This is a genomic window from Luteimonas sp. 100069, assembly GCF_003813845.1.
GTDB classification, from domain to species: domain Bacteria; phylum Pseudomonadota; class Gammaproteobacteria; order Xanthomonadales; family Xanthomonadaceae; genus Luteimonas; species Luteimonas chenhongjianii.
Genome location: NZ_RPFN01000006.1, coordinates 21,635 through 46,026, shown reverse-complemented (window position 1 = coordinate 46,026; position 24,392 = coordinate 21,635). Strand labels below are relative to the sequence as shown.

At 68.5% G+C, this 24,392-nt stretch carries 21 protein-coding genes and 1 pseudogene; 11 read left to right on the top strand and 11 right to left on the bottom strand.

The window, feature by feature from the left end; genetic code table 11:
- The first annotated feature begins 31 nt into the window (after positions 1-31).
- Positions 32-640 carry a sigma-70 family RNA polymerase sigma factor gene (locus EGK76_RS13190; RefSeq protein WP_343205623.1) on the top strand — a complete coding sequence of 203 codons (609 nt, stop codon included), beginning with the start codon at positions 32-34 and terminating at the stop codon, positions 638-640.
- Positions 637-1,068, top strand: a complete 432-nt coding sequence (locus EGK76_RS13185; protein WP_123832912.1) for a hypothetical protein — start codon at positions 637-639, stop codon at positions 1,066-1,068. The genes EGK76_RS13190 and EGK76_RS13185 overlap by 4 nt, the downstream gene beginning before the upstream one ends.
- 99 nt (positions 1,069-1,167) lie before the next feature.
- Here the strand turns inward: EGK76_RS13185 and EGK76_RS13180 are convergent, their stop codons facing one another.
- The 5 genes from EGK76_RS13180 to EGK76_RS13160 all read right to left on the bottom strand — a co-directional run bounded on the left by EGK76_RS13180 (position 1,168) and on the right by EGK76_RS13160 (position 8,114).
- Positions 1,168-2,304 (bottom strand): ABC transporter permease, encoded by a 1,137-nt coding sequence (locus EGK76_RS13180; protein WP_123832911.1) that lies wholly within the window; start codon positions 2,302-2,304, stop codon positions 1,168-1,170.
- Between the two features lies 1 nt (position 2,305).
- Positions 2,306-5,047, bottom strand: coding sequence for a ribosome-associated ATPase/putative transporter RbbA (rbbA, locus tag EGK76_RS13175; protein ID WP_123832910.1), 2,742 nt, complete (start codon positions 5,045-5,047; stop codon positions 2,306-2,308).
- Positions 5,048-5,050: 3 nt separating this feature from the next.
- The gene (locus EGK76_RS13170) at positions 5,051-6,133 is read right to left on the bottom strand and encodes an HlyD family efflux transporter periplasmic adaptor subunit (protein WP_123832909.1); all 1,083 of its coding nucleotides are present in this window, start codon (positions 6,131-6,133) and stop codon (positions 5,051-5,053) included.
- Positions 6,130-7,644 (bottom strand): efflux transporter outer membrane subunit, encoded by a 1,515-nt coding sequence (locus EGK76_RS13165; RefSeq protein ID WP_123832908.1) that lies wholly within the window; start codon positions 7,642-7,644, stop codon positions 6,130-6,132. The genes EGK76_RS13170 and EGK76_RS13165 overlap by 4 nt, the downstream gene beginning before the upstream one ends.
- 212 nt (positions 7,645-7,856) lie before the next feature.
- On the bottom strand, positions 7,857-8,114 hold the full coding sequence (locus EGK76_RS13160) for a hypothetical protein (RefSeq protein ID WP_096300113.1): 258 nt from the start codon (positions 8,112-8,114) through the stop codon (positions 7,857-7,859).
- 189 nt (positions 8,115-8,303) lie between these two features.
- On the opposite strand from EGK76_RS13160, the gene EGK76_RS13155 reads away from it, so the two are divergent.
- The 3 genes and pseudogenes from EGK76_RS13155 to EGK76_RS13145 all read left to right on the top strand — a co-directional run bounded on the left by EGK76_RS13155 (position 8,304) and on the right by EGK76_RS13145 (position 10,756).
- On the top strand, positions 8,304-9,368 hold the full coding sequence (locus EGK76_RS13155; RefSeq protein ID WP_096296461.1) for a methyltransferase: 1,065 nt from the start codon (positions 8,304-8,306) through the stop codon (positions 9,366-9,368).
- On the top strand, positions 9,365-10,075 hold the full coding sequence (locus tag EGK76_RS13150) for a pseudouridine synthase (protein WP_096296460.1): 711 nt from the start codon (positions 9,365-9,367) through the stop codon (positions 10,073-10,075). Before EGK76_RS13155 ends, EGK76_RS13150 begins: the two co-directional genes overlap by 4 nt.
- Positions 10,076-10,090: 15 nt before the next feature.
- Positions 10,091-10,756: pseudogene (locus tag EGK76_RS13145) on the top strand (HAD family phosphatase).
- An 81-nt stretch (positions 10,757-10,837) separates the two neighbouring features.
- Here EGK76_RS13145 and EGK76_RS13140 read toward each other — a convergent pair.
- The 4 genes from EGK76_RS13140 to EGK76_RS13125 all read right to left on the bottom strand — a co-directional run bounded on the left by EGK76_RS13140 (position 10,838) and on the right by EGK76_RS13125 (position 13,822).
- Complete coding sequence (locus tag EGK76_RS13140; RefSeq protein ID WP_096296459.1) at positions 10,838-11,134, bottom strand: metalloregulator ArsR/SmtB family transcription factor; 297 nt, start codon at positions 11,132-11,134, stop codon at positions 10,838-10,840.
- Positions 11,131-12,222, bottom strand: a complete 1,092-nt coding sequence (locus EGK76_RS13135; protein WP_123832907.1) for a cation diffusion facilitator family transporter — start codon at positions 12,220-12,222, stop codon at positions 11,131-11,133. The genes EGK76_RS13140 and EGK76_RS13135 overlap by 4 nt, the downstream gene beginning before the upstream one ends.
- A 551-nt stretch (positions 12,223-12,773) precedes the next feature.
- On the bottom strand, positions 12,774-13,322 hold the full coding sequence (locus EGK76_RS13130; protein WP_123832906.1) for a DUF1415 domain-containing protein: 549 nt from the start codon (positions 13,320-13,322) through the stop codon (positions 12,774-12,776).
- 17 nt (positions 13,323-13,339) lie between these two features.
- Positions 13,340-13,822 (bottom strand): YajQ family cyclic di-GMP-binding protein, encoded by a 483-nt coding sequence (locus EGK76_RS13125; protein ID WP_096296456.1) that lies wholly within the window; start codon positions 13,820-13,822, stop codon positions 13,340-13,342.
- 133 nt (positions 13,823-13,955) lie between these two features.
- Between EGK76_RS13125 and EGK76_RS13120 the strand changes: the two genes are divergently transcribed.
- From EGK76_RS13120 to EGK76_RS13110, 3 genes are all read left to right on the top strand, one after another.
- Positions 13,956-15,005 (top strand): NAD(P)-dependent alcohol dehydrogenase, encoded by a 1,050-nt coding sequence (locus tag EGK76_RS13120; RefSeq protein ID WP_123832905.1) that lies wholly within the window; start codon positions 13,956-13,958, stop codon positions 15,003-15,005.
- A gap of 71 nt (positions 15,006-15,076) precedes the next feature.
- The gene (locus tag EGK76_RS13115; protein ID WP_096296454.1) at positions 15,077-16,012 is read left to right on the top strand and encodes a DMT family transporter; all 936 of its coding nucleotides are present in this window, start codon (positions 15,077-15,079) and stop codon (positions 16,010-16,012) included.
- 85 nt (positions 16,013-16,097) lie between these two features.
- Positions 16,098-16,625, top strand: coding sequence for a DUF1453 domain-containing protein (locus tag EGK76_RS13110; protein ID WP_123832904.1), 528 nt, complete (start codon positions 16,098-16,100; stop codon positions 16,623-16,625).
- 194 nt (positions 16,626-16,819) lie between these two features.
- Here EGK76_RS13110 and EGK76_RS13105 read toward each other — a convergent pair whose 3' ends face one another.
- Entirely contained in the window at positions 16,820-17,452 is a 633-nt protein-coding gene (locus tag EGK76_RS13105; protein WP_179948203.1) for an OmpW family outer membrane protein, read from the bottom strand.
- Between the two features lie 407 nt (positions 17,453-17,859).
- Between EGK76_RS13105 and aceF the strand changes: the two genes are divergently transcribed.
- From aceF to lpdA, 3 genes are read left to right on the top strand one after another with little or no spacing between them, the layout of a single operon-like run.
- Positions 17,860-19,560, top strand: a complete 1,701-nt coding sequence (aceF, locus tag EGK76_RS13100; protein ID WP_123832903.1) for a dihydrolipoyllysine-residue acetyltransferase — start codon at positions 17,860-17,862, stop codon at positions 19,558-19,560.
- Between the two features lie 11 nt (positions 19,561-19,571).
- Positions 19,572-21,200: a bifunctional GNAT family N-acetyltransferase/carbon-nitrogen hydrolase family protein gene (locus EGK76_RS13095; protein ID WP_096296451.1), complete on the top strand. Its 1,629-nt coding sequence runs from the start codon at positions 19,572-19,574 to the stop codon at positions 21,198-21,200.
- A complete protein-coding gene (gene lpdA / locus EGK76_RS13090) occupies positions 21,200-23,032 on the top strand; it encodes a dihydrolipoyl dehydrogenase (protein WP_123832902.1) in 1,833 nt (610 codons plus the stop codon). Before EGK76_RS13095 ends, lpdA begins: the two co-directional genes overlap by 1 nt.
- Positions 23,033-23,108: 76 nt before the next feature.
- On the opposite strand, the gene EGK76_RS13085 is transcribed toward lpdA, so the two are convergent.
- A complete protein-coding gene (locus tag EGK76_RS13085) occupies positions 23,109-24,023 on the bottom strand; it encodes a hypothetical protein (RefSeq protein WP_123832901.1) in 915 nt (304 codons plus the stop codon).
- Positions 24,024-24,392 lie beyond the last annotated feature (369 nt).

The window sequence follows — 24,392 nt, the reverse complement described above, 5'->3', positions numbered from 1 at the left end:
TCTTGCAACCGTGGTCCCGCCCGCCGTATCCATGTCTGCAATGCCTTCTACTCCGCCATCCGATGACGCGATAGGCGCTGACCGCGCTCTGGTCGCCGAGGTGCTGTCCGGCGCTCCGGGCGCATTCGAGCGGCTCGTTCGTACGCATCAAGGCCTTTGCTGGCACGTGATCGAGCGCATGGTCCGCCATCCGGAAGACACCCGGGAGCTGTGCCAGGAGGCGTTCCTGCGCGTGCACCAGGCCTTGCACCAGTACCGCGGCGACAGCGCCCTCAAGTCATGGATCGCGCAGGTCGCCTACTCGGTGGCGAAGCGGCACCTGGAGCGCCGACGCATACCGCTTGCTGACGTGCCCGAAGATACCGAGGGCCTGTCGATGGTCGAACGGGTGGCCGACGGTTTCGATCTTGAGCAGTCGGCCTCCGACCATGAGGCCGCCGCACACCTGCACGCCGCCATCGACCGGTTGCCGCCGCTGCAACGCACGCTGTTGACGCTCTATCACCTCCACGAACTGTCGATCGGTGAGATCGGGTCCATCACCGGACTCGCCGATGGCACCATCAAGAGCCACCTGTTCCGGAGTCGCAAGCTGTTGCGCGGACTGCTGGAATCACACCAGGGAATGTTCGCCGCATGAACCGTCTTTTGGACTTTCGACTGGACGAAACGCGCTGGCAGGCGCAGGAACACGGGGTGACGGACGCGCCGCGGGATCACGGCGATGCCGTGCTGGGACGGGCGTTGCGCACACTGCCGTCGTCCAGACCACCGGTCGATTTCGCCGCAGATGTCGCCCGCGCCGCGGCTTGCGCAGGCCTCGCGGCCGGGTTCACCCATCCCGGCGAACGGCTGCTGATGAAAGCACTCGGCATTACGATGGGTGCCGGCCTCGCCGGGTGCACCCTCGCCTACGGCGAAGCGTGGATCGCGGCGATCGCATTGGCGTTGGGGGAGGGTGCGCTGCGCTGGGGGCTGCTCGGTGGGGCCTGCCTTGCGATTTCAGGCTTGCCGTGGCGACACCGCCTGGCATTCGCAGGGCGCGCGCCGGCGATGCAACGGGATTGACGCGAGGGACCGTGATGAGCGGAACGTGCGGTCGCGAGTGATGCAGCTTTGTTGCGCAGGAGGCCGAACCGGTGCGGGTATTCGAGCGCCATCAGGCCATCAGGCCATCTGGCTGATGGTCCTGCGGAACCGCGCCAGCGACAGCAGGAACAGCACCGTGCCGATCACCAGCAGCAGCAGGAACTGCTTCCAGACCACGTCGATGCCGGCGCCGCGATAGAGGATGGCCTGGCCCAACTCGACGAAATGGGTGGTGGGCGCGGCCAGCATCAGGTCCTGCACCAGCTTGGGCATGCTCTCGCGCGGGGTCATGCCACCGGAGAGCAGCTGCAGCGGCACCAGGGTCAGGATCAGCAGCAGGCCGAACTGCGGCATGCTGCGCGCCAGCGTGGCCAGGAAGATGCCCATCGAGGTAGTGGCGAACAGGTGCAGGGCCGCGCCCACCAGGAACAGCGCCACCGACCCTTCCACCGGCACGTGCAGCAGGCCGCGCACCACGAAGCTGAGCGACAGCGCCGCGGCCAGCAGCACCACCGCGCCCATCGACCAGACCTTGGCCAGCATGATCTCGGTCGGCGTGACCGGCATCACCAGCAGGTGCTCGATGGTGCCGTGCTCGCGCTCGCGGATCAGCGCGGCGCCGGTGAGGATGATCGACAGCAGGGTGACGTTGTTGATGATCTCCATCAGCCCGCCGAACCAGGGCTTTTCCAGCGCCGGGTTGAAGCGCGCGCGCAACGCCAGGTCCACCGGCGGTGCGCTGCTGCCGCGATAGCGCTGCACGAACTCGTCGACCTCGCCCGTCACGATCTGCTGCACGTACAGATTGCCGCTGAACGCCTGGCTCATGCGGGTGGCATCGATGTTGAGCTGCAGCGCGGGGCTCCGCCCGGCAAGCACGTCGCGCTGGAAATCCGGCGGGATGTCGAGCACGAAGGTGTAGCGGCCTTCGTCCATGCCGCGGTCCATTTCCGCGAGCGTGATCATCTGCGGCGGCGTGAACTGCGGCGGGTAGAACGCCGATGCGATGCGCTGCGACAGCGGCGAGCCATCTTCGTCGACGATCGCGATCGGCGCGTTGTGCAGCGTCTCGGGCATCGCCGTCGCCGCGGTGTAGATGGACACGGTGAAGGTGTAGACGATCAGCAACAGCAGCATCGGGTCGCGCCACAGGCTCCACAGCTCCTTGACCCCGAGGCGGTAGATGTTGGTCAGATGCCGCGTCCACGCGTGCATCTCAGCGCTCCTGCTTCTTCAGCAGGGCGATCGCCGCGCCCATGATCACCGGCACCGTCAGCAGCAGCGGCCACAGCGACTGCTGCAGGTCGGCCAGCCCCAGTCCCTTGCTGAACACCCCGCGGCTGATGATGAACATGTACGTGGCCGGGTAGACCTCGCCGATGGCGCGGCCGGCGCCCTCCAGCGACGAGACCGGGTTGAGCAGGCCGGCGAACTGCACCGCGGGGATCAGGGTGCCGATCACGGTGAAGAACATCGCCGCGATCTGGCTGCGGGTGATGGCCGAGGCCAGCAGGCCCATGCCGGTGGCGATGACGACGAAGACCAGGGTCGCGAGCGCCAGCGTCGGGAAGCTGCCGGTGATCGGCACGCCGAAGGCGGTCACCGACAGCAGGCTCATCAGCAGGAAGTTGACCATCGCCAGGCCGATGTAGGGCAGCTGTTTGCCGATGAGGAATTCGCTGCGGGTGACTGGGGTGACGTAGAGGTTGACGATCGATCCCATCTCCTTCTCGCGCACCACCGCCAGCGCCGTCAGCATCGCCGGCAGCAACAGCAGCAGCATCGGCACCACCGCCGGCACGATGGCCGGCAGGCTGCGCACGTCGGGGTTGTAGCGATAGCGGGTTTCGATGCCGGCGTTGCCGGCGAGGCTGGCACCGGTGCGCTCGGCGACCTGCTCCGCCAGCCAGTGCTGGTGGATGCCCTGCACGTAGCCGCGTACGGTTTCGGCGCGCGTGGGCATGGCGCCGTCGATCCAGGCGCCGATCTGTACCTCGCGCCCGTGCAGCGCGTCGCGGGCGAAACCGGCCGGGATCTCGATCGCCAGCGCCAGCTCGCCGCTGCGCATGCGCCGGTCCAGGTCCTCGTAATCGGTGATCGGCGGCCGCTCGATGAAGTAGCGCGAGCCGGCCAGGCCGGAGGCGTAGTCGCGGCTGAGCGTGGTCTGGTCCCGGTCCAGCACCGCGTATGTCAGATCCTCCACGTCCAGACTGATACCGAAACCGATCACGAACATCAGGATCAGCGAGCCGCCAAGCGCCAGCGTCGCGCGCACCGGGTCGCGCTGCAGCTCCAGCGCCTCGCGCCAGGTGTAGCTCAACAGCCGGCGCAGGCTGAAGCGGCTGTGGCGGCCTTCATGGTCCGCGCCACCGGCCATCTTCGCCGGGTCGACCGCGCCTCCCGCATCCTGCACGGGGCTGCCGCCACCGGCGTCCACCAGGTAGCCGATGAAGGCTTCCTCGAGCGTCTTCGCGCCGCGCTTGGCCACCAGCGCGGCTGGCGCGTCGCTGTCGAGCACCTTGCCCGCGTGCATCAGCGAGATGCGGTCGCAGCGCTCGGCTTCGTTCATGAAATGCGTGGAGACGAAGATGGTCACCCTGTCGCGCCGCGACAGCTCCACCAGCAAGCGCCAGAAGTTGTCACGCGCCACCGGGTCCACGCCCGAGGTCGGTTCGTCGAGGATCAGCAGCTCCGGCTTGTGCACCATCGCCACTGCCAGCGACAGGCGCTGGCGCATCCCCAGCGGGATGCTGGCAGGCATGGCGTCGAGCACGTCGCCCAGGCCGAAGCGCTCCACCATCTCGTCCACGCGCGCCGGGATCTCCGCTTCGGGCACATGGAACAGGCGAGCGTGCAGCACCAGGTTCTGACGCACGCTCAATTCGCCGTACAGCGAAAACGACTGTGACATGTAGCCCACCCGGCGCCGGGTCTCGATGTCGCGCGGGTCGACCTCGCGGCCGAACAGCCAGGCCTGTCCCTCCGAGGCGGGCAGCAGGCCGGTGAGCATCTTCATCGTGGTCGACTTGCCGCAGCCGTTGGAGCCGAGGAAGCCGAAGATCTCCCCGCGGCGGATGCGGAAGGACACATGGTCGACGGCGGTGAAATCGCCGAACCGCATGGTCAGGTCCCTGGCCTCGATGGCGATGTCATTAACGTCCACATCCAGTGGCGGGATCACCACCGGCTGGTAGCCGCGCTTCTTCTCGTCGGGCAGCAGCTGGATGAAGGCTTCTTCCAGCGAGCGGCTGCCGGTGCGCGCGAGCAGCTCGTCGGGGGTGCCGGTGGCGAGCACGCGCCCGTCGTCCATCGCCAGCAGGCGGTCGAAGCGCTGCGCCTCGTCCATGTAGGCGGTGGCCACCAGCACGCTCATGCCGCTGCGCTCGCTGCGGATGCGCGCGATCAGGTCCCAGAACTGCGCGCGTGCCAGCGGGTCCACGCCGGTGGTGGGCTCGTCGAGGATCAGCAGGTCCGGATCGTGGATCAGCGCGCAGCACAGCCCCAGCTTCTGCTTCATGCCGCCCGACAGCTTGCCGGCCGGGCGCGACAGGAACGGTTGGAGTCCGGTGCTGGTGGTGAGTGCATCGATGCGGCGGCGGCGTTCGGCGGCATCGTGGCCGAACAGCCGCGCGAAGAACTGCAGGTTCTCCTCCACCGACAGGGTGGGGTAGAGATTGCGGCCCAGCCCCTGCGGCATGTAGGCGATGCGCGGGCATACCTGCTCGCGATGCGCGCGGCTGCGCATGTCCCCGCCCAACACCTCCACCGTGCCTTCCTGCACCGCGCGCGCGCCGGCGATCAGCGACAGCAGGCTGGACTTGCCGACGCCGTCCGGGCCGATCAGGCCGACCATGATGCCGGCCGGGATGTCCTGGTCGATGCCGGCCAACGCCAAGGTCCTGCCGTAGCGCAGGCGCACGCCGCGCAGACGGACGACCGCGGACGCGGAACCTGGCATGGCCTAGTCCGGCAGCCTGATCTGCAGTTCCGGCGGCCACGGCAGGCTGTCGTCGAGCCGGACCCAGGCGACGCCGGGCAGGCCGGTCTTGACCTGCTCCAGGTGCTGCGCGAGCAGTTCCGGCGCGATCTTCGCGCGCACCCGGAACATGAGCTTCTGCCGCTCGCTGGCGGTCTCGACGGTCTTGGGCGTGAACTGCGCCGCGCTGGCCACGAACGAAACCCGCGCCGGGATCACGAACTCGGGCGCGGCGTCGAGGACGATGCGCACCTCGCTGCCGAGCGCGACCCGGCCGGCGACGGTCTCGGGCAGGAAGAAGGTCATGTGGACGTCGGACAGGTCGATCAGGTTGAGCACCCGCCCGCCGGCGCCCAGCACCTCGCCGGGCTCGGCCACGCGCAGCTGCACCCGGCCAGCGCGTGGCGCCTTGAGCTCGGTGTCGTTGATGTCGGCCTGCACGCGGGCCACCGTGGCCTCGGCGGCGGTGACGGTGGAACGCGTGCCGACGCGCTGCGCCTTCACCGCCTCGACCGCCGCTTGCGCCGCGGTGACCTGGGCGCGGGTGGCCGCCAACGCCGCCTGCGCGCCGCGCACCCGTGCGCGGTCGTCGTCGAGCTGCTGTTCGGAGGCCGCGCCCTCGCGGGTCAGGGTCTCCGAGCGTGCCAGCCGGCGCTGCGCGGCATCGAGCTCCGTTTCGCGTTGTGCGACCAGCGCCTGCGCCGCGGCCACGTCGCTCTCGCGCACGGCGATCTGTGCATCGGCGGCGGCCACCGCGTACTCGGCCTGCTGGCGCATGGCTTCGGCTTCGTCGTACTGCGCCTGCAGCACGTCGCTCTGCATGGTCGCCAGCGGCTGGCCGGCTTCCACGAACTCGCCCTCGCGCACCAGGATCTCCTCGATGCGGCCGGGCTGCTTGGTGGCCAGGTCGATCTCGGTAGCCTCGATGCGGCCATTGCCGCTGATGAAGCCCGGCCCCGGTCCTTTTGGCGCCAGCACCGACCAGGCGTACCAGCCGATCGCGGCCAGGGCCACCACCGCCAGCGCGATGACCATGGATTTCTTCCGGGAAAAGTCGGGCAGTTTCATGGGGATTGGCCAGGACGCGGATCGGGGGGGAGGGCGGCATCGGCGGCGCGCGCATCCAGCGGCCCGCCGCCGAGCGCCGCGTACAGCGCGATGCGGCTGGCCAGCAGCGCGCCCTGGGTCTGGACGAGTTGCTGCTGCGCGGCGAGCAGGTCGCGCTCGGCATCGAGCACTTCCAGGAAGGCGGCCGCGCCGTTCTCGTAGCGCAGGCCGGCCAGGCGCGCGCGCTCGGTCTGCGCATCCACGGTGGCCTGCAGGATGCGCGCCTGCTCGAACAGCCAGTGCTGCGCCGACAGCGCATCGGCCACGTCGCGGAACGCGCCCTGGATGGTGCGCTCGTATTCGGCCACGGCCATGTCGCGCCGCACCCAGGCCAGGTCGAGGTTGGCGCGGATGCGGCCGCCGTTGAAGATCGGCAGGGAAATGGTCGGCGCGAAGGTCCAGGTGCGGCTGCCCGATTCGAACAGTCCGCCTAGCTGGGCGCTGGCGCTGCCGAAACTGCCGGTCAGCGCGATGCGCGGGAAGAAGGCGGCGCGCGCCGCGCCGATGTCGGCATTGGCTGCGCGCAACTGGTGCTCGGCGGCGACGATGTCGGGACGGTCCAGCAGGAGGTCCGAGGGCAGTCCCGCACGCAGCGCGGGTAGGGCCGGCAAGGCGCGCGCCGTGGAGCCGGGCGGTGGCGCCTCCAGCTCCACCGGCGCGCCCACCAGCAGCGCCAGCGCGTGGGCCTGCGCGGCGCGTTCGCGCTCGAGCTGTGCGCCCAGCGCCTGCGCCTGGGTGAGCAGGGCCTCGACCTGGGTCAGCTCCAGCTTCGAGGTCGCGCCCACCTCCACCCGGCGGGTGAAGATACGGAACGATTCCTCGCGCGAGGCGATGGTGCGCCGGGCCAGGCGCAGGCGCTCGTCGAGTTCGCGCAGGCCGATATAGCCGTCGGCCACGGCTGCGATCAGATTGACGGTCGCCGCCTGCTGCGCCGCCTCGGTGGCGAAGAAGGTTTCCAGCGCCGCGGTCTTGAGGCTGCGCACGCGGCCCCAGAAATCCAGTTCCCATGCCGCGAGACCCAGCGCGACTTCATAGTCTCCCGAGACCAGCGACCGGCCACTGGCGTTGAGGTCGCCGGGCACGCGCGAACGCGCGGCCTGGCCTTCAACGCCGAACGCCGGCAGCTGGGCCGCGCGCTGGATGCGGTAGCCCGCACGCGCCTCCTCGACGCGCAGTGTGGCCATGCGCAGGTCGCGGTTGTTGCGCAGCGCCAAGCCGATCAGTCCGCGCAGCTCCGGATCGGTGAAATAGTCGCGCCAGGCGAGTGCCGCCGCCGGCAGGGCGTCTGCGCCGACGGGCCCGCTGGCATCGGCCGGATACGCGTTCGCCACCGGCGCCGGCGGAGTGGAGTCGGGCGGGGCCAGGCTGGCGCAGCCGGCAAGGTACATGCCGGCAACCGCCACCACGGCCCGCGCGCCGCTCACCCGGCTGGCGCGGGCGGCGGCGCCCGGCCCCTGCGACCCGAAATCCATCTCATCTCTCCATCACGGACTCGCCAGGCGCGCGGGGCTGCGCCTTCCACGGCTCCAGCCACGGTGGGACTTCCTCCTTGACCTGGCAGGTGCACGAAGAGCGGCAGGCCGCAGTCGCCGGACGCGACCGGCCTGCCGCCCACCCCGTGACGACTGCTGCCGAAGTCGTTGTCCATGTAGAGCGGCGGCAGGGGCTGCGATTGCATGCGGACTCAGCTCACGATGGTTTCGCTGGCCTCGAACCGCCGCGCGTATTCCCGCTCTTCGCTGACCCGCTGCACATCATCGTGTGCGATGTCAGGCCCGCCGTAGACGGCATACACGATCTCGTCCTCACGGCGGCCGATGGAGTGGAGCCGATAGCGCGACTGCCCACCGCCGGTGTCGGGTGGATAACGCTGCGGTGGCTCTTTACCGTCGAGATCGAGCTCGCCGTTGTCGATCGTGCCGCCGACGAACAGGGCATGGATGGGCATTCGCGGTCTCCTTCTGGTGTGGGAAGCTGCCCGTCCATACTGCGGCGGCGCATGTTGGGATCGCATCAATCTCGCGTTGTTCAGCACCAACGCGGTGCGAACTGTGACCGGATGCGACGGTTGGAACCGGGTCCCGTGCGGGCGACCGGTAGAATCGTCGGTTGTCCCGCTCCGTTGCATTCCATGTCCGATCCCGCTCTCGATGCTCTTTTCCTGCCGCTTGAACAGCGCCAGATCGCCTGGCCAGATGACGGTGCGCTGTTCCTGCGCGCCCGCGCTGGCGTGCCTACGACCGGCGGGCGCTGGCCGGGTCTGGTATGCGAGCAGAGCTTCCAGCCGCTGCACGCGGCATTGCAGCGCAGCGGCCTCGAGGTGCTGCCGGCCGAGACCGGTGATCCGATGCTGCCGCGCAAGCCGCTGGTGCTGGTACTGCCGCCGCGCCAGCGTGACGAATCGCGCGCGGTGCTGGCGCGCGCGCTGCAGGCGGTGACGCCGGGGGGCTGGGTGATGGCCAGCGTCGCCAACGACGAGGGCGCGAAATCCGCGCAGGACGATCTGGCGCGCATCGCCGGCAACATCGGTGCGCTTTCCAAGCACAAGTGCCGGGTGTTCTGGGCGCAGGCGGGCGACACCGTCGACGCTGCGCTGGTGGAAAGCTGGTCGGCGCTGGACCGGCCCCGCGAGGTGCTGGGCGGCCGCTTCCTCAGCCGGCCGGGCGTGTTCGCCTGGGATCGCATCGATCCGGCGTCCGCGCTGCTGGCCGCGCACCTGCCGGCCACGCTGGCCGGCCGCGGCGCCGATCTCGGCGCCGGCTATGGATTCCTGTCGTCCGAGCTGCTGCAGCGGTGTGCGGGCATCACTGCGCTGGATGTGTTCGAGGCCGAAGGTCGCGCGCTGGCACTCGCGCGCCACAACCTTGACGCGCTCGGCGCGAAAGCGCTCATCGGCTACCACTGGCACGACGTCACCGCTGGCCTGCCGCAGCGCTACGACTTCATCGTCAGCAACCCCCCGTTCCACGCCCATGGCCGCGAAGGCCGGCCGGACATCGGCCGCGCGTTCATTGCCGCCGCCGCGTCCGCACTGAATCCCGGTGGCGCGCTGTGGCTGGTCGCCAACCGGCATCTGCCTTACGAGGACGTGCTCGATGCGCGCTTCGGCGAGGTGCGCGAGGTGGCGTCCAGCGGCGCGTTCAAGGTCATCCACGCGGTACGTGCGCGCGCGGCGTCGGCGAGGCAGCGTGCATGAAGCTGGTCAAACTGCTCGCCAATCTCGGCTACGGCAGCCGCAAGCAGGTCGCCTGGATGTTCCGCGAAGGCCGCGTCACCGACGCCGCCGGCGAGGTGCTGTATGCGGACGATCAGGTCGACCATGACGATGTACGCGTCGATGGCGAACCGTTGGATCCGCCGCAGGGCCTGACCCTGCTGCTGCACAAGCCCGCCGGCTATACCTGCTCGACCAAGGACACCGGACGCCTGGTCTACGACCTGTTGCCACCGCGTTTCCGTCTGCGTTCGCCGGTGCTCTCGACCGTGGGCCGGCTCGATCGCGACACCAGCGGCCTGTTGCTGTTCACCGACGACGGCCAGCTGCTGCACCGGATCATCTCGCCCAAGGCGGCGCTGCCGAAAGTCTACGAAGCGACGCTGGCCGAGCCCTTGCGCGGCGACGAGACGGCGCTGTTCGCCAGCGGCACGCTGATGCTCGAGTCGGAAACCACGCCGCTCAAGTCCGCGACCCTGGAGGTGGTGGATGCTACGCATGCGCGCCTGACGCTCACCGAAGGCCGCTACCACCAGGTGCGCCGGATGTTCGCCGCCACCGGCAACCACGTGGTGGCGCTGCATCGCAGCCGGGTTGGCGGGCTGGCGCTGGGTGACCTGCCGGAAGGTGCGTGGCGCATTCTGTCCGCGGACGACATCGACGTGCTGATGGGCGCAACGGTCGGCTGAGTGACGCCACTGGCGATGCGGCCGGCGGCGGTGACCTTCGACATGGATGGCCTGATGCCCGTTCGGAGCCCGCCATCCTCGATTGCCTGCGCCGCGCCGAGACGGCGCACGGGCTCGACATCGATCCAGACTGGTGGCTCGGCCTGATCGGCCGCGGCGATGCCATGTGCCGCGCGCTGATCGGAGAATGACGCGGCCGAAGCGGTGTTGTCCGACGGGCACGCGTGCTACATCGCGATCGCCGAAGCCGGCGTGCCGCACCGGCCGGGCATCGTCGCCCTACTCGAACTGCTGCGCGCGCACGCGATGCCGCGTGCGGTCGCAACCTCGACGCGTACGCCGCTGGCGCAGCGCAAGCCCGAAGCGGCCGGCCTGCTCGGGCACTTCGACGTCGTATGCACCGGCAGCGACGTGGACCGTCCCAAGCCGCCGCAGATGTCTACCTCCTCGCTGCCGCACGCCTCGGCGTGGCGCCGGCGCAATGCCTGGTGCTCGAGGACTCCCCGGCCGGCGTACGTGCCGCGCTCTCGGCCGGCATGTCTGTGGTGCAGGTACCCGATCTGCCGGTTCTGCTCGCCGAGGTGCGCGCTCGGGCATCGCATCGTCGATTCGCTCGACGCCGCGCGTGACCTGATCGCGCCCTGGCTAGGCAGTCACCCAGTTCCCAGGCCCGCGAAATAGGCATTCGTCCGGCGTTGTGCGCGCAGGCCGCCGGCGGCTGCGTGCGCAGCTCCTCTGCTCGCGATGTGCAGGCGCGCGCGATCAGTCGTGCTCGCCGGCGTGGTCGAGCATGTCCCGGAGCATGTCGCGGACGTGGGCGTCGTCGGCTTCGTAGAACACCTGCCGCGCCTGGCGCTGTCCGCGCACGAGGCGCGCACCTCGCAGCAGTCGCAGGTGATGGCTGACCAGCGGCTGCGAGGCACCGGTGCGCCGCGCGATCTCGCCGACGGCGACCGGGCCGTCGAGACAGGTCAGCAGCACCCGCAGGCGGGTCGGATCCCCGAGCAGCCTGAAGGTTTCGGCCAGGAAGGCCAGGCGTGTGTCGTCCGGCCCGTTCATTCCGCGCGACCTTGTTCGCGCGCCACGCCCTGGGGATGCGGTTCCGCGTGATCGTGCTCATGCTCATGCTCATGCTCATGCTCATGCTCATGCTCATGCTCATGCCCATGCCCATGCCCATGCCCATGCGCGTCGTCGCTGCGCGGCTGCTCGAGCGCACACTGCGCTTGCGGCATGTGCACGACCTCGACGGTGGCATGACCGATCGCGAACCGCTCTGCCAGTGCGCGCTTGACCGCCGGCACCACCTCCGACGCCTCCGCGTCCTCGGCCAGCGTGAGCTCCAGCGTCGCCAGCACCCTGCCCGAGGTGATCGACCAGACATGCACGTGGTCGACGCCGGCCACGCCGGGCACCGCGCTGCGCACATGGGCCTGCAGCGCGGCGATGTCGATGTCCGGCGGAACCGCCTCCATCAGGATGTCGAGCGCATTGCGCAGCAAGGCCCAGGCGCTGCGCAGGATCAGCAGGCACACCAGCACCGACAGGATCGGGTCGATCGGCATCCAGCCGGTGAAATGGATCACCAGTGCCGCGACGATGGCTGCGACCGAGCCCAGCATGTCGCCGAGCACGTGCAAGGTGGCGCCGCGGATGTTGACGTGCGACTGGTCGCCGCGATGCAGGATCCAGAACACCAGGCAGTTCACCAGCAGGCCGACGACCGCGACCACGAGCATCGGCCCGGCCAGCACCTCACCCGGACTGCGCAGACGCTGCACCGCCTCCCACACGATCCACAGCACGAGCGCGAACAGCGTCACCGCATTGACCAGCCCCGCCAGCACCTCGAAGCGCATGAAGCCGAAAGTGCGCCGCGCATCCGATGCCCGTCGTCCGACCCGGAACCCCACCCAGGCCAGCAACAGGGCTGCCGCGTCGGTGAGCATGTGACCGGCATCGGCGATGAGCGCCAGCGAGCCGGACAGCACGCCCCCGAGCACCTCGACCAGCATGAAGCCCGCGGTGAGGGCAAACCCGGTGAGCACCACGCGTTCATTCGCGGCGGAAACCGAAGGTGCATGGCTGTGGTCATGGCCATGGTCGTGGCCGTGCGGGTTGGAGTGACTGTGATCGTGGTGCGTCATGGGGGAGCGTCAGAGGACGAGCGTGGATCATATCAACATGTTTTTATATGTTGATTAAGTGTGGCCGGGGACCGGAGCCGGGCGCGGATCCGGACGGGCATGTCTTCGCGCTGGCGCTGGCAGGGGCCAGGGTCAGGGTTCCTGCGCCGCTACGGCAGTGCCCGTATCCGCGACTGCGCCGTCGGGCCGATCGCGCAGGGAAGCGTCGAGGCCGGAGGGCATACGCTGGATGCGCGCAGGCATGCACACGGGTGGACCGCGTTCGGTCGACCGGGGGCGCGCTTCGCGCCATGTAGCCGGTGCCATTGTCAGCGGGGTCCACGCCGGCAGCGATGCATTCGCCGGTCTGGCGCAGACGCGCCTTCGCTATCTGGGCAAGCGCCTCGACGCAGGCCTTGCAATCGGGAGCGCGCGATCACGGCACGACAACGGTGCCGGGCGTGGCGCGGCCCGACGGACCGGAGCTGCGGCCGGGCCGCCGACCCTGCTCCACTGAGCCGGCAGCGAGCGCGGAGGTGCCGAAGCGTCGCTGCGACGACGCCTGGCGCTTTTCAGTTCGCCTCGGTGAACAACCGCGCCCACCCCGCGTGGCCCAGTTGCTCGAGCGTACGCAGGTTGCGGTCGATGATGCTGTCGGGCTCGGGATAGGCGTCGACGGCGCGGGCCACGCTGTCCTCGCGCAGCAGGTGCAGCGTGGGATACGGCGCGCGGTTGCTGTAGTTGCCGATCTCGTCGGGCGCGGTATTCGCGAACTGGTAGGCGGGATGGAAGCTCGCGACCTGCAGTACGCCGTCGAGATCCAATGCCTCGATGAGCCCGTCGGCCTCGTCGAGGAAATCGTTGTAGTCGAGGAAGTCGCCGAGCACCTGCGGGTGCACGATCAGGGTCGTGTCGATGTCGGCCGCCGGCGTGTTGCGCAGGCGCAGCAGTTCCTCGCCCAGCTCTTCGAGCAGGGCTTCGGGCGTGGTCGCATCGCTCAGCACGAAACGCACCTGGTCCTTGACCACGACCGCCTTGGCGAACGGGCACAGGTTCAGGCCGATGACCGCGCGCTCGAGCCACAGACGGGTGTCGGCGATCGGATCGTCACTGCGTTGCATGTCGGGGTCCGCCGGCTTCAGTCGCGGAAGTTCTCGAACTGCAGCGGCAGTTCGAACTCGGTCCCGCGCAGCAGGGCCATCGCGGCCTGCAGATCGTCGCGCTTCTTGCCGTTCACACGGAGCTTGTCGCCGTTGATCTGGCTGTCGACCTTCAGCTTGGCATCCTTGAGCGTGTTCTGGATCTTCTTCGCCAGCTCGCGCTCGATGCCCTGCTTCACCGTGACCGTCTGCCTCGCCCCGGCCAGATTGGTCTCGATTTCGCCGAACTCGAGGCATTTGATATCGATCTTGCGCGCGGCCAGACGGGCCCGCAGGATCTCGGTCATCTGCTGGACCTGGAAGTCGCTCGGCGCAGACTGCTTGATCGTCGACTCGTCGAGTTCGAACTTCGCCTCGACGCCCTTGAAGTCGAATCGCGTGGTGAGTTCGCGATTGGCCTGGTCGACGGCGTTGGTCAGCTCGTGGGTATCGACCTCGGAGACGATATCGAAGGAGGGCATGGGGCACCTGCAGGGTGGGACGAAGGCGCGCAGGTTACCGCACCGGCGGTATGCACGGTTTCCGTATAGCCACGCCGCCGATGCACCGTCGGGCGCAGAATGTGCGGCCCGGAACCGCATACGAGACCCCCTGATGCTCGAGACTCCCGCCTACGCTGCCGCCGATGCCACCTCGCCGCTTGCGCCCACCACGATCCAGCGCCGCGCGCCGCGCGCGAACGAAGTCCTGATCGACATCGCGTTCTGTGGCGTCTGCCATACCGACCTGCACCAGGTCCGCGACGAATGGGGCGGCTCGATCTTCCCGATGGTCCCGGGTCACGAGATCGTGGGCCACGTGGCACAGGTCGGCGAGGGCGTCACGAAGTTCAAGGTCGGCGATGCGGTGGGTGTCGGCTGCTTCGTCGATTCCTGCCGTGCGTGCCCGCAGTGCCAGGCAGGCGAGGAGCAGTTCTGCGAGCAGGGCATGACCAGTACCTACAACGCGATGGAACGCGATGGCAGCGCGCCCACCTACGGCGGCTACTCGACCCGCATCACCGTCGACCAGGATTACGTGTTGCGGGTGCCCGACGCACTGCCGCTCGATGCCGCCGCGCCGCTGCTGTGCGCAGGCATCACCACCTATTCGCCGCTGCGTCACTTCGGGGTGAAGCCCGGCGATGCGGTCGCGGTGGTCGGCCTCGGTGGCCTGGGCCACATGGCGGTGAAGTTCGCCGTGGCCATGGGCGCGCGCGTGACCGTACTGAGCACCTCCGAATCCAAGCGGGAGGACGCGCTCAAGCTGGGCGCCCACGATTTCGCTGCGACCCGTGACCCGGGCACGTTCAAGGCGCTGTCCAAGACCTTCGATTTCATCGTCGACAGCGTCTCCGCCCCGCACGACTACAACGCCTATCTGTCGCTGCTCAAGGTGGACGGCACGATGATCCTGCTCGGCGTGCCCGAGCAGCCCGCACCGGTCGCGGCCGGATCGCTGATCATGCAGCGGCGGCGCCTGACCGGTTCGCTGATCGGTGGCATCCGCGAAACCCAGGAGATGCTCGAATTCTGTGCCGAGCACGGGATCGTCTCCGACATCGAGCGCATCGGCATCGCCGACATCAACACGGCCTACGAGCGCATGCTCAAGGGCGACGTGCGTTACCGCTTCGTGATCGACACCGCCACGTTCGCCAACTGAGCCGGGCCGCGCGCCGGGTGCCCGGCGCGTGACCGTGCGAGGATGCCGCGGCCCAACCGCCGAGTCGTCGAATGTCACGTTCCGCCGCCGCCCGCCCGACAGATGCCCGCGCCGCGGCCCTGTGGATGCTGTTCGCGGTGTTCGCATTCGCCGGCATGGACGCTGGCATGAAGTGGATCGCCAACGATTACTCCGCGTTCCAGGTTGCGGTGTTCCGCAGCCTGGCCACCCTTCCATTGATCGTCGGCTGGCTGTTGCTGCGTGGCCGCGCCAGCAGCCTGCTGCGCGTCCACTGGCCGCTGCATCTGCTGCGCGGCGTGCTCGGCGTGGGCATGATCGCCGGCTTCGTCTACGGCCTGGCGCGCATGCCGCTGTCGACAGCGTACGCAATCGTCTTCGTGTCTCCGTTGATGGTCACTGCGCTTGCGGTCCCGCTGCTCGGCGAGCAGGTCGGCCCGCGGCGCTGGACCGCGATCGCACTCGGCGTGGTCGGCGTGCTGGTCGTGCTGCGGCCTACCGGCGAGGGCGTCGCGACACTCGCCGGACTGGCGGTAGTGGGCGGCGCGCTGTGCTACGCGATCGCCTCGATCACGGTGCGCAAGCTCGCCCAGCGCGACAGCCCCGAGGCCCTGGTGTTCTGGTTCCTGGTGCTGATGGCGGTGTTCGCCGGCGCGCTGGCATGGCCCGACTGGCAGCCGCTGCAGCGCGAGCACTGGTGGGTGCTGGCCCTGATCGGCGTCACCGGCGCGCTGGGTCAGGTGGGTCTGACGCATGCGTTCCGGCTGGGCGAGGCCAGCCAGGTGGCGCCGCTGGAATACACCGCGCTGCTCTGGGTCGTGCTGCTGGACCTGACCGTCTGGGGGGTCCTGCCCGACGGCATGACGTGGCTGGGCGCCGCGATCATCGTGGTCAGCGGGCTGTACATGTTCCGTCGCGAGAAGGTGCTGTCGGACGCCGGTACGGTGGACCCCGCGATCAAGCGTCTCGACCAGACGCCGCCGCCCTAGCGGCGCTTTTCATCGTCGCCGGCCGCCGGATCGGGGATCATGGCGCCTTCGTGATGTCCGCACCCGCGCCTCTATGCCTCTCCTGTTGCTCGCAATCGTCCTGCTCGGCGTGTTCGCGCTGCTACTGCTGCTGTGGCCGCTGGCCTTGTGGAACCGCTACCGCGTCGGCACCTCGCGCCGACGCCCGCCGCGCTGGCTGACCCGGCTCAACGCCTGGCTGATCCCGGCTTCGGCCGTGCTGTTCCTCGCCGGCATGGGCATCGCCCAGCTGTTCGTGCCGCACGCGTTTTCGTATGCCGCGCTGGGCGTGCTGGCGGGACTCGTCCTGGGCGGGCTGGGCTGGTTGCTCACGCGCGTCGAGCACCGGCCGGGACAGGTCTGGTACACGCCCAACCGCTGGCTGGTGCTGGCGCTGACGCTGCTGGTGGTGGCGCGGGTATTCGCCGGCATCTGGCAGGCCTGGGAGCGCATGCGCGGTGGCCAGGCCGCACTCGCGGCGTGGGGTCCGCTGGGGGAACCTGCCGGCCTGTTCGCGGTGGCCGGGCTCGTCATCGGCTATCACGCCATGTACGCCGTCGCGCTGCAGTGGCGACTGGGACGCTGGCTGCGCTGAAGCACCACGCGCTTGTCCAACTGTGCGACGGACCTCCCTGTCCGCACCTCGGAAGAGCCTTGCCGACGCATGCATGTGCGACCCATGCCCGGGGCGGGGCGGGCGGGCGGGCGCCGCGGGAGCTCGGTCCGACCGCACAGAAAAAAGGCCCGCCGAAGCGGGCCTTTCCTGGTGCACGACTTCCGGGAGAGCGATCAGAAGCGCGCGCCGATACCGAAGCTGACGGTCCACGGATCGAGCTTGATCTCCTGCCCGATCGGGACGCCGGCCTGGTTCAGGTCGGCATTGCTGTGCAGGTAGCGCGCGTCGGCCCGGGCGAACCAGGTCGGGGTGATGTTCATGTCGACGCCGACAGTGCCGATCGCGCCTTTGGCCGTCGACAGGCTGATGTGCTCGCCGCCGGGGTTGAGATCTTCATTGTTGAAGTTGGAATAGTGATAGCCGACTCCAACGAACGGACGGAAGGTGTTGTCGGCGTCGCCGAAGTGGTACTGGCCGCTCAGCGCGATCGGGAGCTGCTCGACCGTGCCCAGCTTGCCGGCGTCAGTGCTGACGCGGTGCTCGAAGCTGTCGAGCGCGCCCCACAGCTCGGCGCTGATGTTGTCCGTGAAGTTGTAGGAGAACGAAGCGGTTGGCGCCGGGCCGCCGTCGACCTCGAGACCGTCATTGGAGCTGTGCTTGGTGGGCTGCAGAAGGGTCGCGCTGCCGACGACCGAGAAACGCTTGCCCGACGCGGTGTCGGCGGAACTCTGTGCGAAGGCGGTCGAGGAAATCGCGAGGCTTGCCAGTGTGGCGAGGGCGAGAGCGCACTTGTTGGACTTCAGCATGGGGGATACTCCGTATTGGAAGCCGAGCTTGCCGCTCGGCGGACTGCATATGTCACGGCGCGGCGCCGCGACCTTCCTCTCCGGGAAGGTCGGGCCATGCTGGCAAGTCCCTGCTGAATCACTGATTGTTTAATTCTGAAGGCCGCACAACGATTCAGCGCAGGCGCAGGGTCGTTCTTGACGAGTTCCATCCGAGGCCTCCGTTGCGTACCTCTCAGCGACCGTCGGGATGGCGGCTCTCGTGGCCGCGACGGACTGTTCCGCTAGCGGGCGCATGCCGTGCGGTGGTCCTCGCCAGCTGCCGAGCGGCGACTGCGGCCGCGTGTCGCTCCATACGCCATGCAATAGTTGGCGCAGGACTGGGCAGAGCCCCACAATAGGGACCCACGAGATGCCCGGAGGGCCGCATGGCCGACCTGAAAGAAGCACGCGTTCCCGACATTGGCGGGTTTGACGATGTCCCGGTGATCGAGGTGCTCGTCGCCGTCGGCGATACGGTGTCGGCCGATCAGGGGCTGGTCACGCTCGAATCGGACAAGGCGACGATGGAAGTGCCGGCCCCGTTTGCGGGGGTGATCAGGGAGTTGATGGTCAAGGTCGGCGACACCCTGTCGGAAGGCGGCGTGGTCGCGATCATCGAGGCGGAGGGCGGCGAAGTCCGCGCCGAGGCGCCCGCCCCCAGGACCGATCCCGTGGCCAAGACGTCCGACGCTCCGGCCGCCGCGAAGGCGCCGGCCGCCAAGGCGTCGCCGAGTGGCGGTGCGCTGCAGGAATCGAAGGTCCCCGACATCGGCGGCTACGACGACGTACCGGTGATCGAGGTGCTGGTTGCGGTGGGCGACACGGTCGAGAAGGATCAGGGTCTGATCACGCTAGAGTCCGACAAGGCGACGATGGAAGTGCCGGCCGCGGTCGCCGGGATCATCAAGGCACTCAAGGTCAAGGTCGGCGACACGCTGTCGGAAGGCGGCGTGGTGGCGATCATCGAGGCGGCGGGCGATGCGCCTGTCGCCGCGCCCGTGGCGGCCCCCGCGGCGGTCAAGGGCACGGACGACAATACGGTCGAGCCGGTCGCACCGCAGGCCAGGCCCGACAGGATCGCCGAAGCTTCCATCGAGCATCGCGTACCAGGTAGTGGCGCGCCGCCGGTGCGCTTCGACGCCGAGGCGATTCTGCCTGACAAGGTGCCCTACGCCAGTCCCGCGGTGCGCCTGTTCGCACGCGAGCTTGGCGTGGACCTGCTGCAGCTCAAGGGCAGTGCCAGGGGCGGGCGCATCGTGCGCGAGGACGTGCAGTCCTTCGTCAAGGGCGTGATGCAGGGCGGCGGTGCGAAAGCGGCGGCCGGTGCGCCGGCAACGGCGGGCGGCGGTCTGAACCTGCTGCCGTGGCCGAAGGTCGATTTCGCCAAGTTCGGCGAGGTCGAGGTGCAGGAACTCGGACGCATCCAGAAGATCTCCGCGGCGAACCTCGCCCGCAACTGGGCGATGATTCCGCACGTCACCCAGCACGACGATGCCGACATCACGGATCTCGAAGCGTTGCGCGTGCAGCTCAACAAGGAGAACGAGAAGGCCGGCATCAAGCTGACCATGCTCGCGTTCCTGATCAAGGCGTCGGTCGCGGTGCTCAAGCAGTATCCGCGGTTCAACAGCTCGCTCGACGCGGCCGGCGAGACTCTCACGCTCAAGAAGTACTTCCACATCGGTTTCGCCGCCGATACGCCCAATGGCCTGGTCGTGCCGGTGATCCGCGACGCCGACAAGAAGGGCGTGCTCGAGATCTCGCAGGAGATGTCCGCGCTGGCGAAGAAGGCCCGCGACGGCAAGCTCGGCCCGGCCGACATGCAGGGCGGGTGCTTCTCGATCAGCTCGCTTGGCGGCATCGGCGGGACCAGCTTCACGCCGATCGTCAACGCGCCGGAAGTCGCCATCCTCGGCGTGTCTAAGTCGGCGATGAAGCCCGTATGGGACGGAAAGGCCTTCCAGCCGCGTCTGATCCTGCCGCTGTCGCTGTCCTACGATCACCGCGTCATCGACGGTGCAGCCGCCGCGCGCTTCACCGCGACGCTCGCCCAGCTGCTCGGCGACATGCGCCGGGTGCTGTTGTAAGCGGCCCGGCGTTGGACAGGAACGACGAAGCGCCCACGCGCGAGCGGGCACGGCTGACGCTGCGCCATGCGGGCATCGCCGACATCCCGTCGATCGTTGCGCTCAGCGAGCGGGTCTACGGGCCGGAGCGCGGCTACACCGCCGAGATGCTCACCGGGCAGATCGCGCAGTTCCCCGAAGGCGTGTTCGTGGCGTTCTACGACGATCTCGCGGTGGGCTACTGCGCCACGTTCCGCCTCGACGAAAGCACGGCGATGGCGCCTCATCGCTGGCTGGAGATTTCCGGCGGCGGGTATGCCTCGCGTCACCTGCTGACCGGCGACTGGCTCTACGGCATGGAGGTCTGTGTCGATCCGGCGCACCGCGGCCTGCGCATCGGCCGGCGCCTGTACGAGATGCGCAAGCGCTTGTGCCAGGACCTGGGGCTGAAGGGCATCGTGTTCGGCGGACGCCTGCCCGGATATGCCAGGCGTGCAAAGAAATTCAACAATGACGTCGTCGCTTACGTCGAGGCGGTCCGCGCCGGGCGTCTGCGCGATCCCGCGCTGAGCTTCCAGCTGCGCAACGGTTTCGAACTGATCGGCGTGCTGCCGGGCTATCTGCCCAGCGATACCGAGTCGCGCGGCAACGCCGCGCATCTGGTGTGGCGCAATCCCAAGATCGACCCGCGCGCCGGTGCGCGTCCATCCGCCCGGCCGCTGCCCGAGTCCGTCCGGGTGGCCACGGTGCAGTACCAGCAGCGCCGCGTCGCCTCGTTCGAGGAATTCGCGACCCAGGTCGAGTACTTCGTCGATATCGCCGCCGACTATCGCGCCGACTTCGTCGTCTTCCCGGAACTGTTCACGCTGCAGCTGTTGTCGGTCGAGAACAAGCCGCTGTCGCCGCAGGATTCGATGCTTGCGCTGACCGGGTACACCGAGCGTTTCGCGACGCTGCTCTGTGAGCTCGCGGTGCGGCACAACATTAACATCATCGGCGGCTCGCACCCCACGCGTACCAGCGCCGGCGCCGACGCCAAGGTGCGCAACATCTGCTACGTCGCCTTGCGCGACGGTTCGCTGCATACCCGCGACAAGTTGCACCCCACGCCCAACGAGCGCACCTGGTGGGGCATCGGCGGTGGCGACAGCGCGCAGGCGATCATCACCGACTGCGGCCCGATCGGCGTGATGATCTGCTACGACAGCGAGTTCCCCGAACTCGGCCGCCACCTGGTCGACCAGGGGGCGATGATCCTGTTCGTTCCGTTCTGCACCGACACCCGCGAAGGCTACCTGCGCGTGCGCTACTGCTCGCAGGCGCGTGCGGTCGAAAACCAGTGCTACGTCGTGCTGTCGGGCAACGTCGGCAACCTTCCCGGCGTCAACAACTTCGACATCCAGTACGCGCAGAGCTGCATCCTCACGCCTTGCGACTTTCCGTTCGCGCGCGATGGCGTCGCCGCCGACACAACGCCGAACGTCGAGCAGGTCGCGTTTGCCGACCTGCGCCTCAACGACCTCGTCGTCGCCCGCAACGCCGGCACGGTGCAGAACCTCAACGACCGCCGCCACGACCTGTATTCGCTGACCTGGGCCCGCCGCCCGGCGTCGCGCATGGTGGTTGCGGACCCGACGCAACAGACTCCGGAGAATCCGTAATGGCCAAGACCCTCGAAGTGAAAGTCCCCGACATCGGTGGATACGACGATGTGCCGGTGATCGAGGTGCTCGTCGCCGTGGGCGACACGATCGCCAAGGACCAGAGCCTGGTCACGCTGGAATCGGACAAGGCCACGATGGAAGTGCCGGCTTCGGCCGCGGGTGTCATCACCGAACTCAGGGTCAAGGTCGGCGATACGCTGTCGGAAGGCAGCGTGGTCGCGGTGATCGAAGCCGAAGCTGAAGGCGCGGCCGATGCGCCTGCCGCCGAGGCAACGGCCTCGGCGCCCGAAGCTAAGGAAAACGCACCGGCGAAAAAGAACGACGCACCCGGCAGCAACCCGCCCGTCGCCCGCTCGCATCGCGCGCCGGCCGAGCCCGAAGCGGTCAAGGCCGCGCCTTCGTCGGGCCGCCAGGCCGACGTCGAATGTCGCATCGTCGTGCTCGGCTCCGGCCCCGGCGGCTACACCGCCGCATTTCGCGCCGCGGATCTGGGGCTCGACACCGTGCTGATCGAGCGCTACGCCACGCTCGGCGGCGTCTGCCTCAACGTCGGCTGCATCCCGTCGAAGGCGCTGCTGCATGCGGCGGAGGTCATCGACCAAGCCAGCCACGCCAGCGACTACGGCGTCGACTTCGGGGCGCCCACGATCGATCTCGACAAGCTGCGCGGCTACAAGGAAAAAGTGGTCGGCCAGCTCACCAAGGGCCTGAGCGGCATGGCCAAGCAGCGCAAGGTGCGCGTGGTCACCGGCGAAGGGCTGTTCGTGTCGCCCAACGAGATCGAAGTCACGGGCAGTGACGGCAAGACCCAGCTCGTGCGTTTCGAGCAGTGCATCATCGCCGCCGGCTCGCAGGCGCTCAAACTTCCGGGTTTCCCGTGGGACGACCCGCGCGTCATGGATTCGACCGACGCGCTGGAACTGGCTGAAACGCCCAAGAAGCTGCTCGTCGTCGGCGGCGGCATCATCGGTCTGGAGATGGCCACGGTCTACCACGCGCTTGGTTCGCAGGTGACGGTTGTCGAGCTCGCGGACCAGCTGATGCCCGGCGCCGACAAGGATCTGGTCAAGCCGCTCGCCGACCGTCTGAAGAAGCAGGGCGTCTCGGCGCATCTGAAAACGAAGGTTGTCGAGGCCAAGCCGGGTCAGGATGGCATTGACGTCACCTTCGACGGCGAAAGCATTCCGGACACGAAGACCTTCGATCGTGTGCTGGTGGCCGTGGGCCGCACGCCCAACGGCGGCAAGATCGCAGCCGACAAGGCCGGTGTGCGCGTGTCGGAGCGCGGCTTCATCGCCGTCGACGCGCAGATGCGCACCAACGTGCCGCATATCTTCGCGATCGGCGATCTGGTCGGCCAGCCGATGCTCGCGCACAAGGCGACGCACGAGGGCAAGCTTGCGGCTGAAGTCGCCGCCGGCGAGAAGAAGGAGTGGGTGGCGCGAGTGATTCCGTCGGTCGCCTACACCGATCCGGAAATCGCCTGGGTGGGCATCACCGAGACCGAAGCGAAAGCCAAGGGCCTCAAGGTCGGCGTCGGCAAGTTCCCATGGGCTGCCAGCGGCCGGGCGATCGGCATCGGGCGCACGGAAGGCTTCACCAAGCTGATCTTCGACGAGGCCACGAACCGCATCGTCGGCGCCGGCATCGTCGGCGTGCATGCGGGCGATCTGATCGCCGAGGCGGCGCTGGCGATCGAGATGGGCGCGGAAGTCGCCGACATCGGCCACACGATCCATCCGCACCCCACGCTCAGCGAGTCGGTGGCGATGGCCGCGGAAGTCTTCGACGGCACGATCACGGATCTGTACATCCCGAAGAAGACGTAAGCGCGGCCGCCGGCCAGCTGCAGTAAAGAAAAGCCCCGGCCATGCCGGGGCTTTTTCCTGACCGTCCGCGCGCGGGTCAGAAGCGGAACGTGACGCCGGCCATCGGCCCGTGCACGTTGAGGTCGCCGGTGACCTTGCCGCCATACGGGAACGGACCGGCATCCATCCCATCGGGTGCACGTGCGGTACCGCGGTAGTCGTCCGACAGCTTCAGGCGGAACCAGTCGTAACCGGCATGGATACCGACCCGCTCGCTGACCATGTACTCCACGATCAGGCCGCCGCGCTCGAAGTGACCGCGCTCGTCGAGAAAGTCGCCCCAGCGCGTGTCGAGGTACTGCGCTTCCAGTCCCACGCTCCAGCGCTCCGCCGGCTTCCAGGTCAGGCGCGTGTGCAGCCCCGGCGAGAAGCCATCACGCTTCCAGTTGACCGAGTCGGACTGGGGATCGAGCAGATCGGTGCCGACAGACTCGCCGTCGGCGCGGATCTCGAGCTCAGCCCAGGTCACGCCCAAGCCCAGGCCCCATTCGAAGTTCTCGGTCTGCACGACCGCGTACTCGTAATTCAGGCTCGCCAGATTGAACGCGATGCGTCCGTCAATGCGGGCGCCCGGTATCTCGATCGGCTCGCCACCGGGAATGATGGTGCCGCTGTCGAGGACCGTGCCGCCGTAGTTCCACGTTTCGTCCCTGCGGTAGTCGTAATAGTTGCCGACGATGGCCTGGCGGTCGCTGATGCGGAACCCCGCCGATCCGCGCGGACGCAATTCGCGTCCCGACTTGAACTTCTGGTCGAAATCGAACGTCGCCGAATCGCTCCCGTCGGTCACGCTGCCATCCCCCGAAAAACGCAGATCGGCATCGGGATTGAAGGCGCTCAGGCGCAGCACGAAACGGTCTTCGCCGCTCTGGGCCTGTGCGGACGTCGCGAACGTGGCGAGGATGGCGGTCGAAAGCAGTGCAGCAGCGAAGCGGGGAGCGGGTCGTGGCATCTGTGGAATCATCCTGGGGGAAGAGGGCGCAGATGCTGGTCAACCGGTGGTCTCCTGAATGTGAAGCCCGCGCGCGCGCCACGTGCGTCCATTGCCGCTGCCCGAAAAAAAAGAAGAGCCCCGGCGGCGGGCCGGGGCTCAGGTGGCGATCTGCTGACGGACCGACGAGGAAAGGCGGCAGACCGGACACGCTCAGTAGGACTCCGATCCGGCGGGGAAGTTCCGCACGATCTCAAGTAAAATCATGAATGCGCGCGCGGCGCGCTTCCGATGACCTGGCGGGCCGTTCGTCCCACCCGGCAACGGCAACGCAGGATGGCCGACCGGGACTTGCGCCGGTTGTGGCGTAAATGGCTCTACTGCTATACT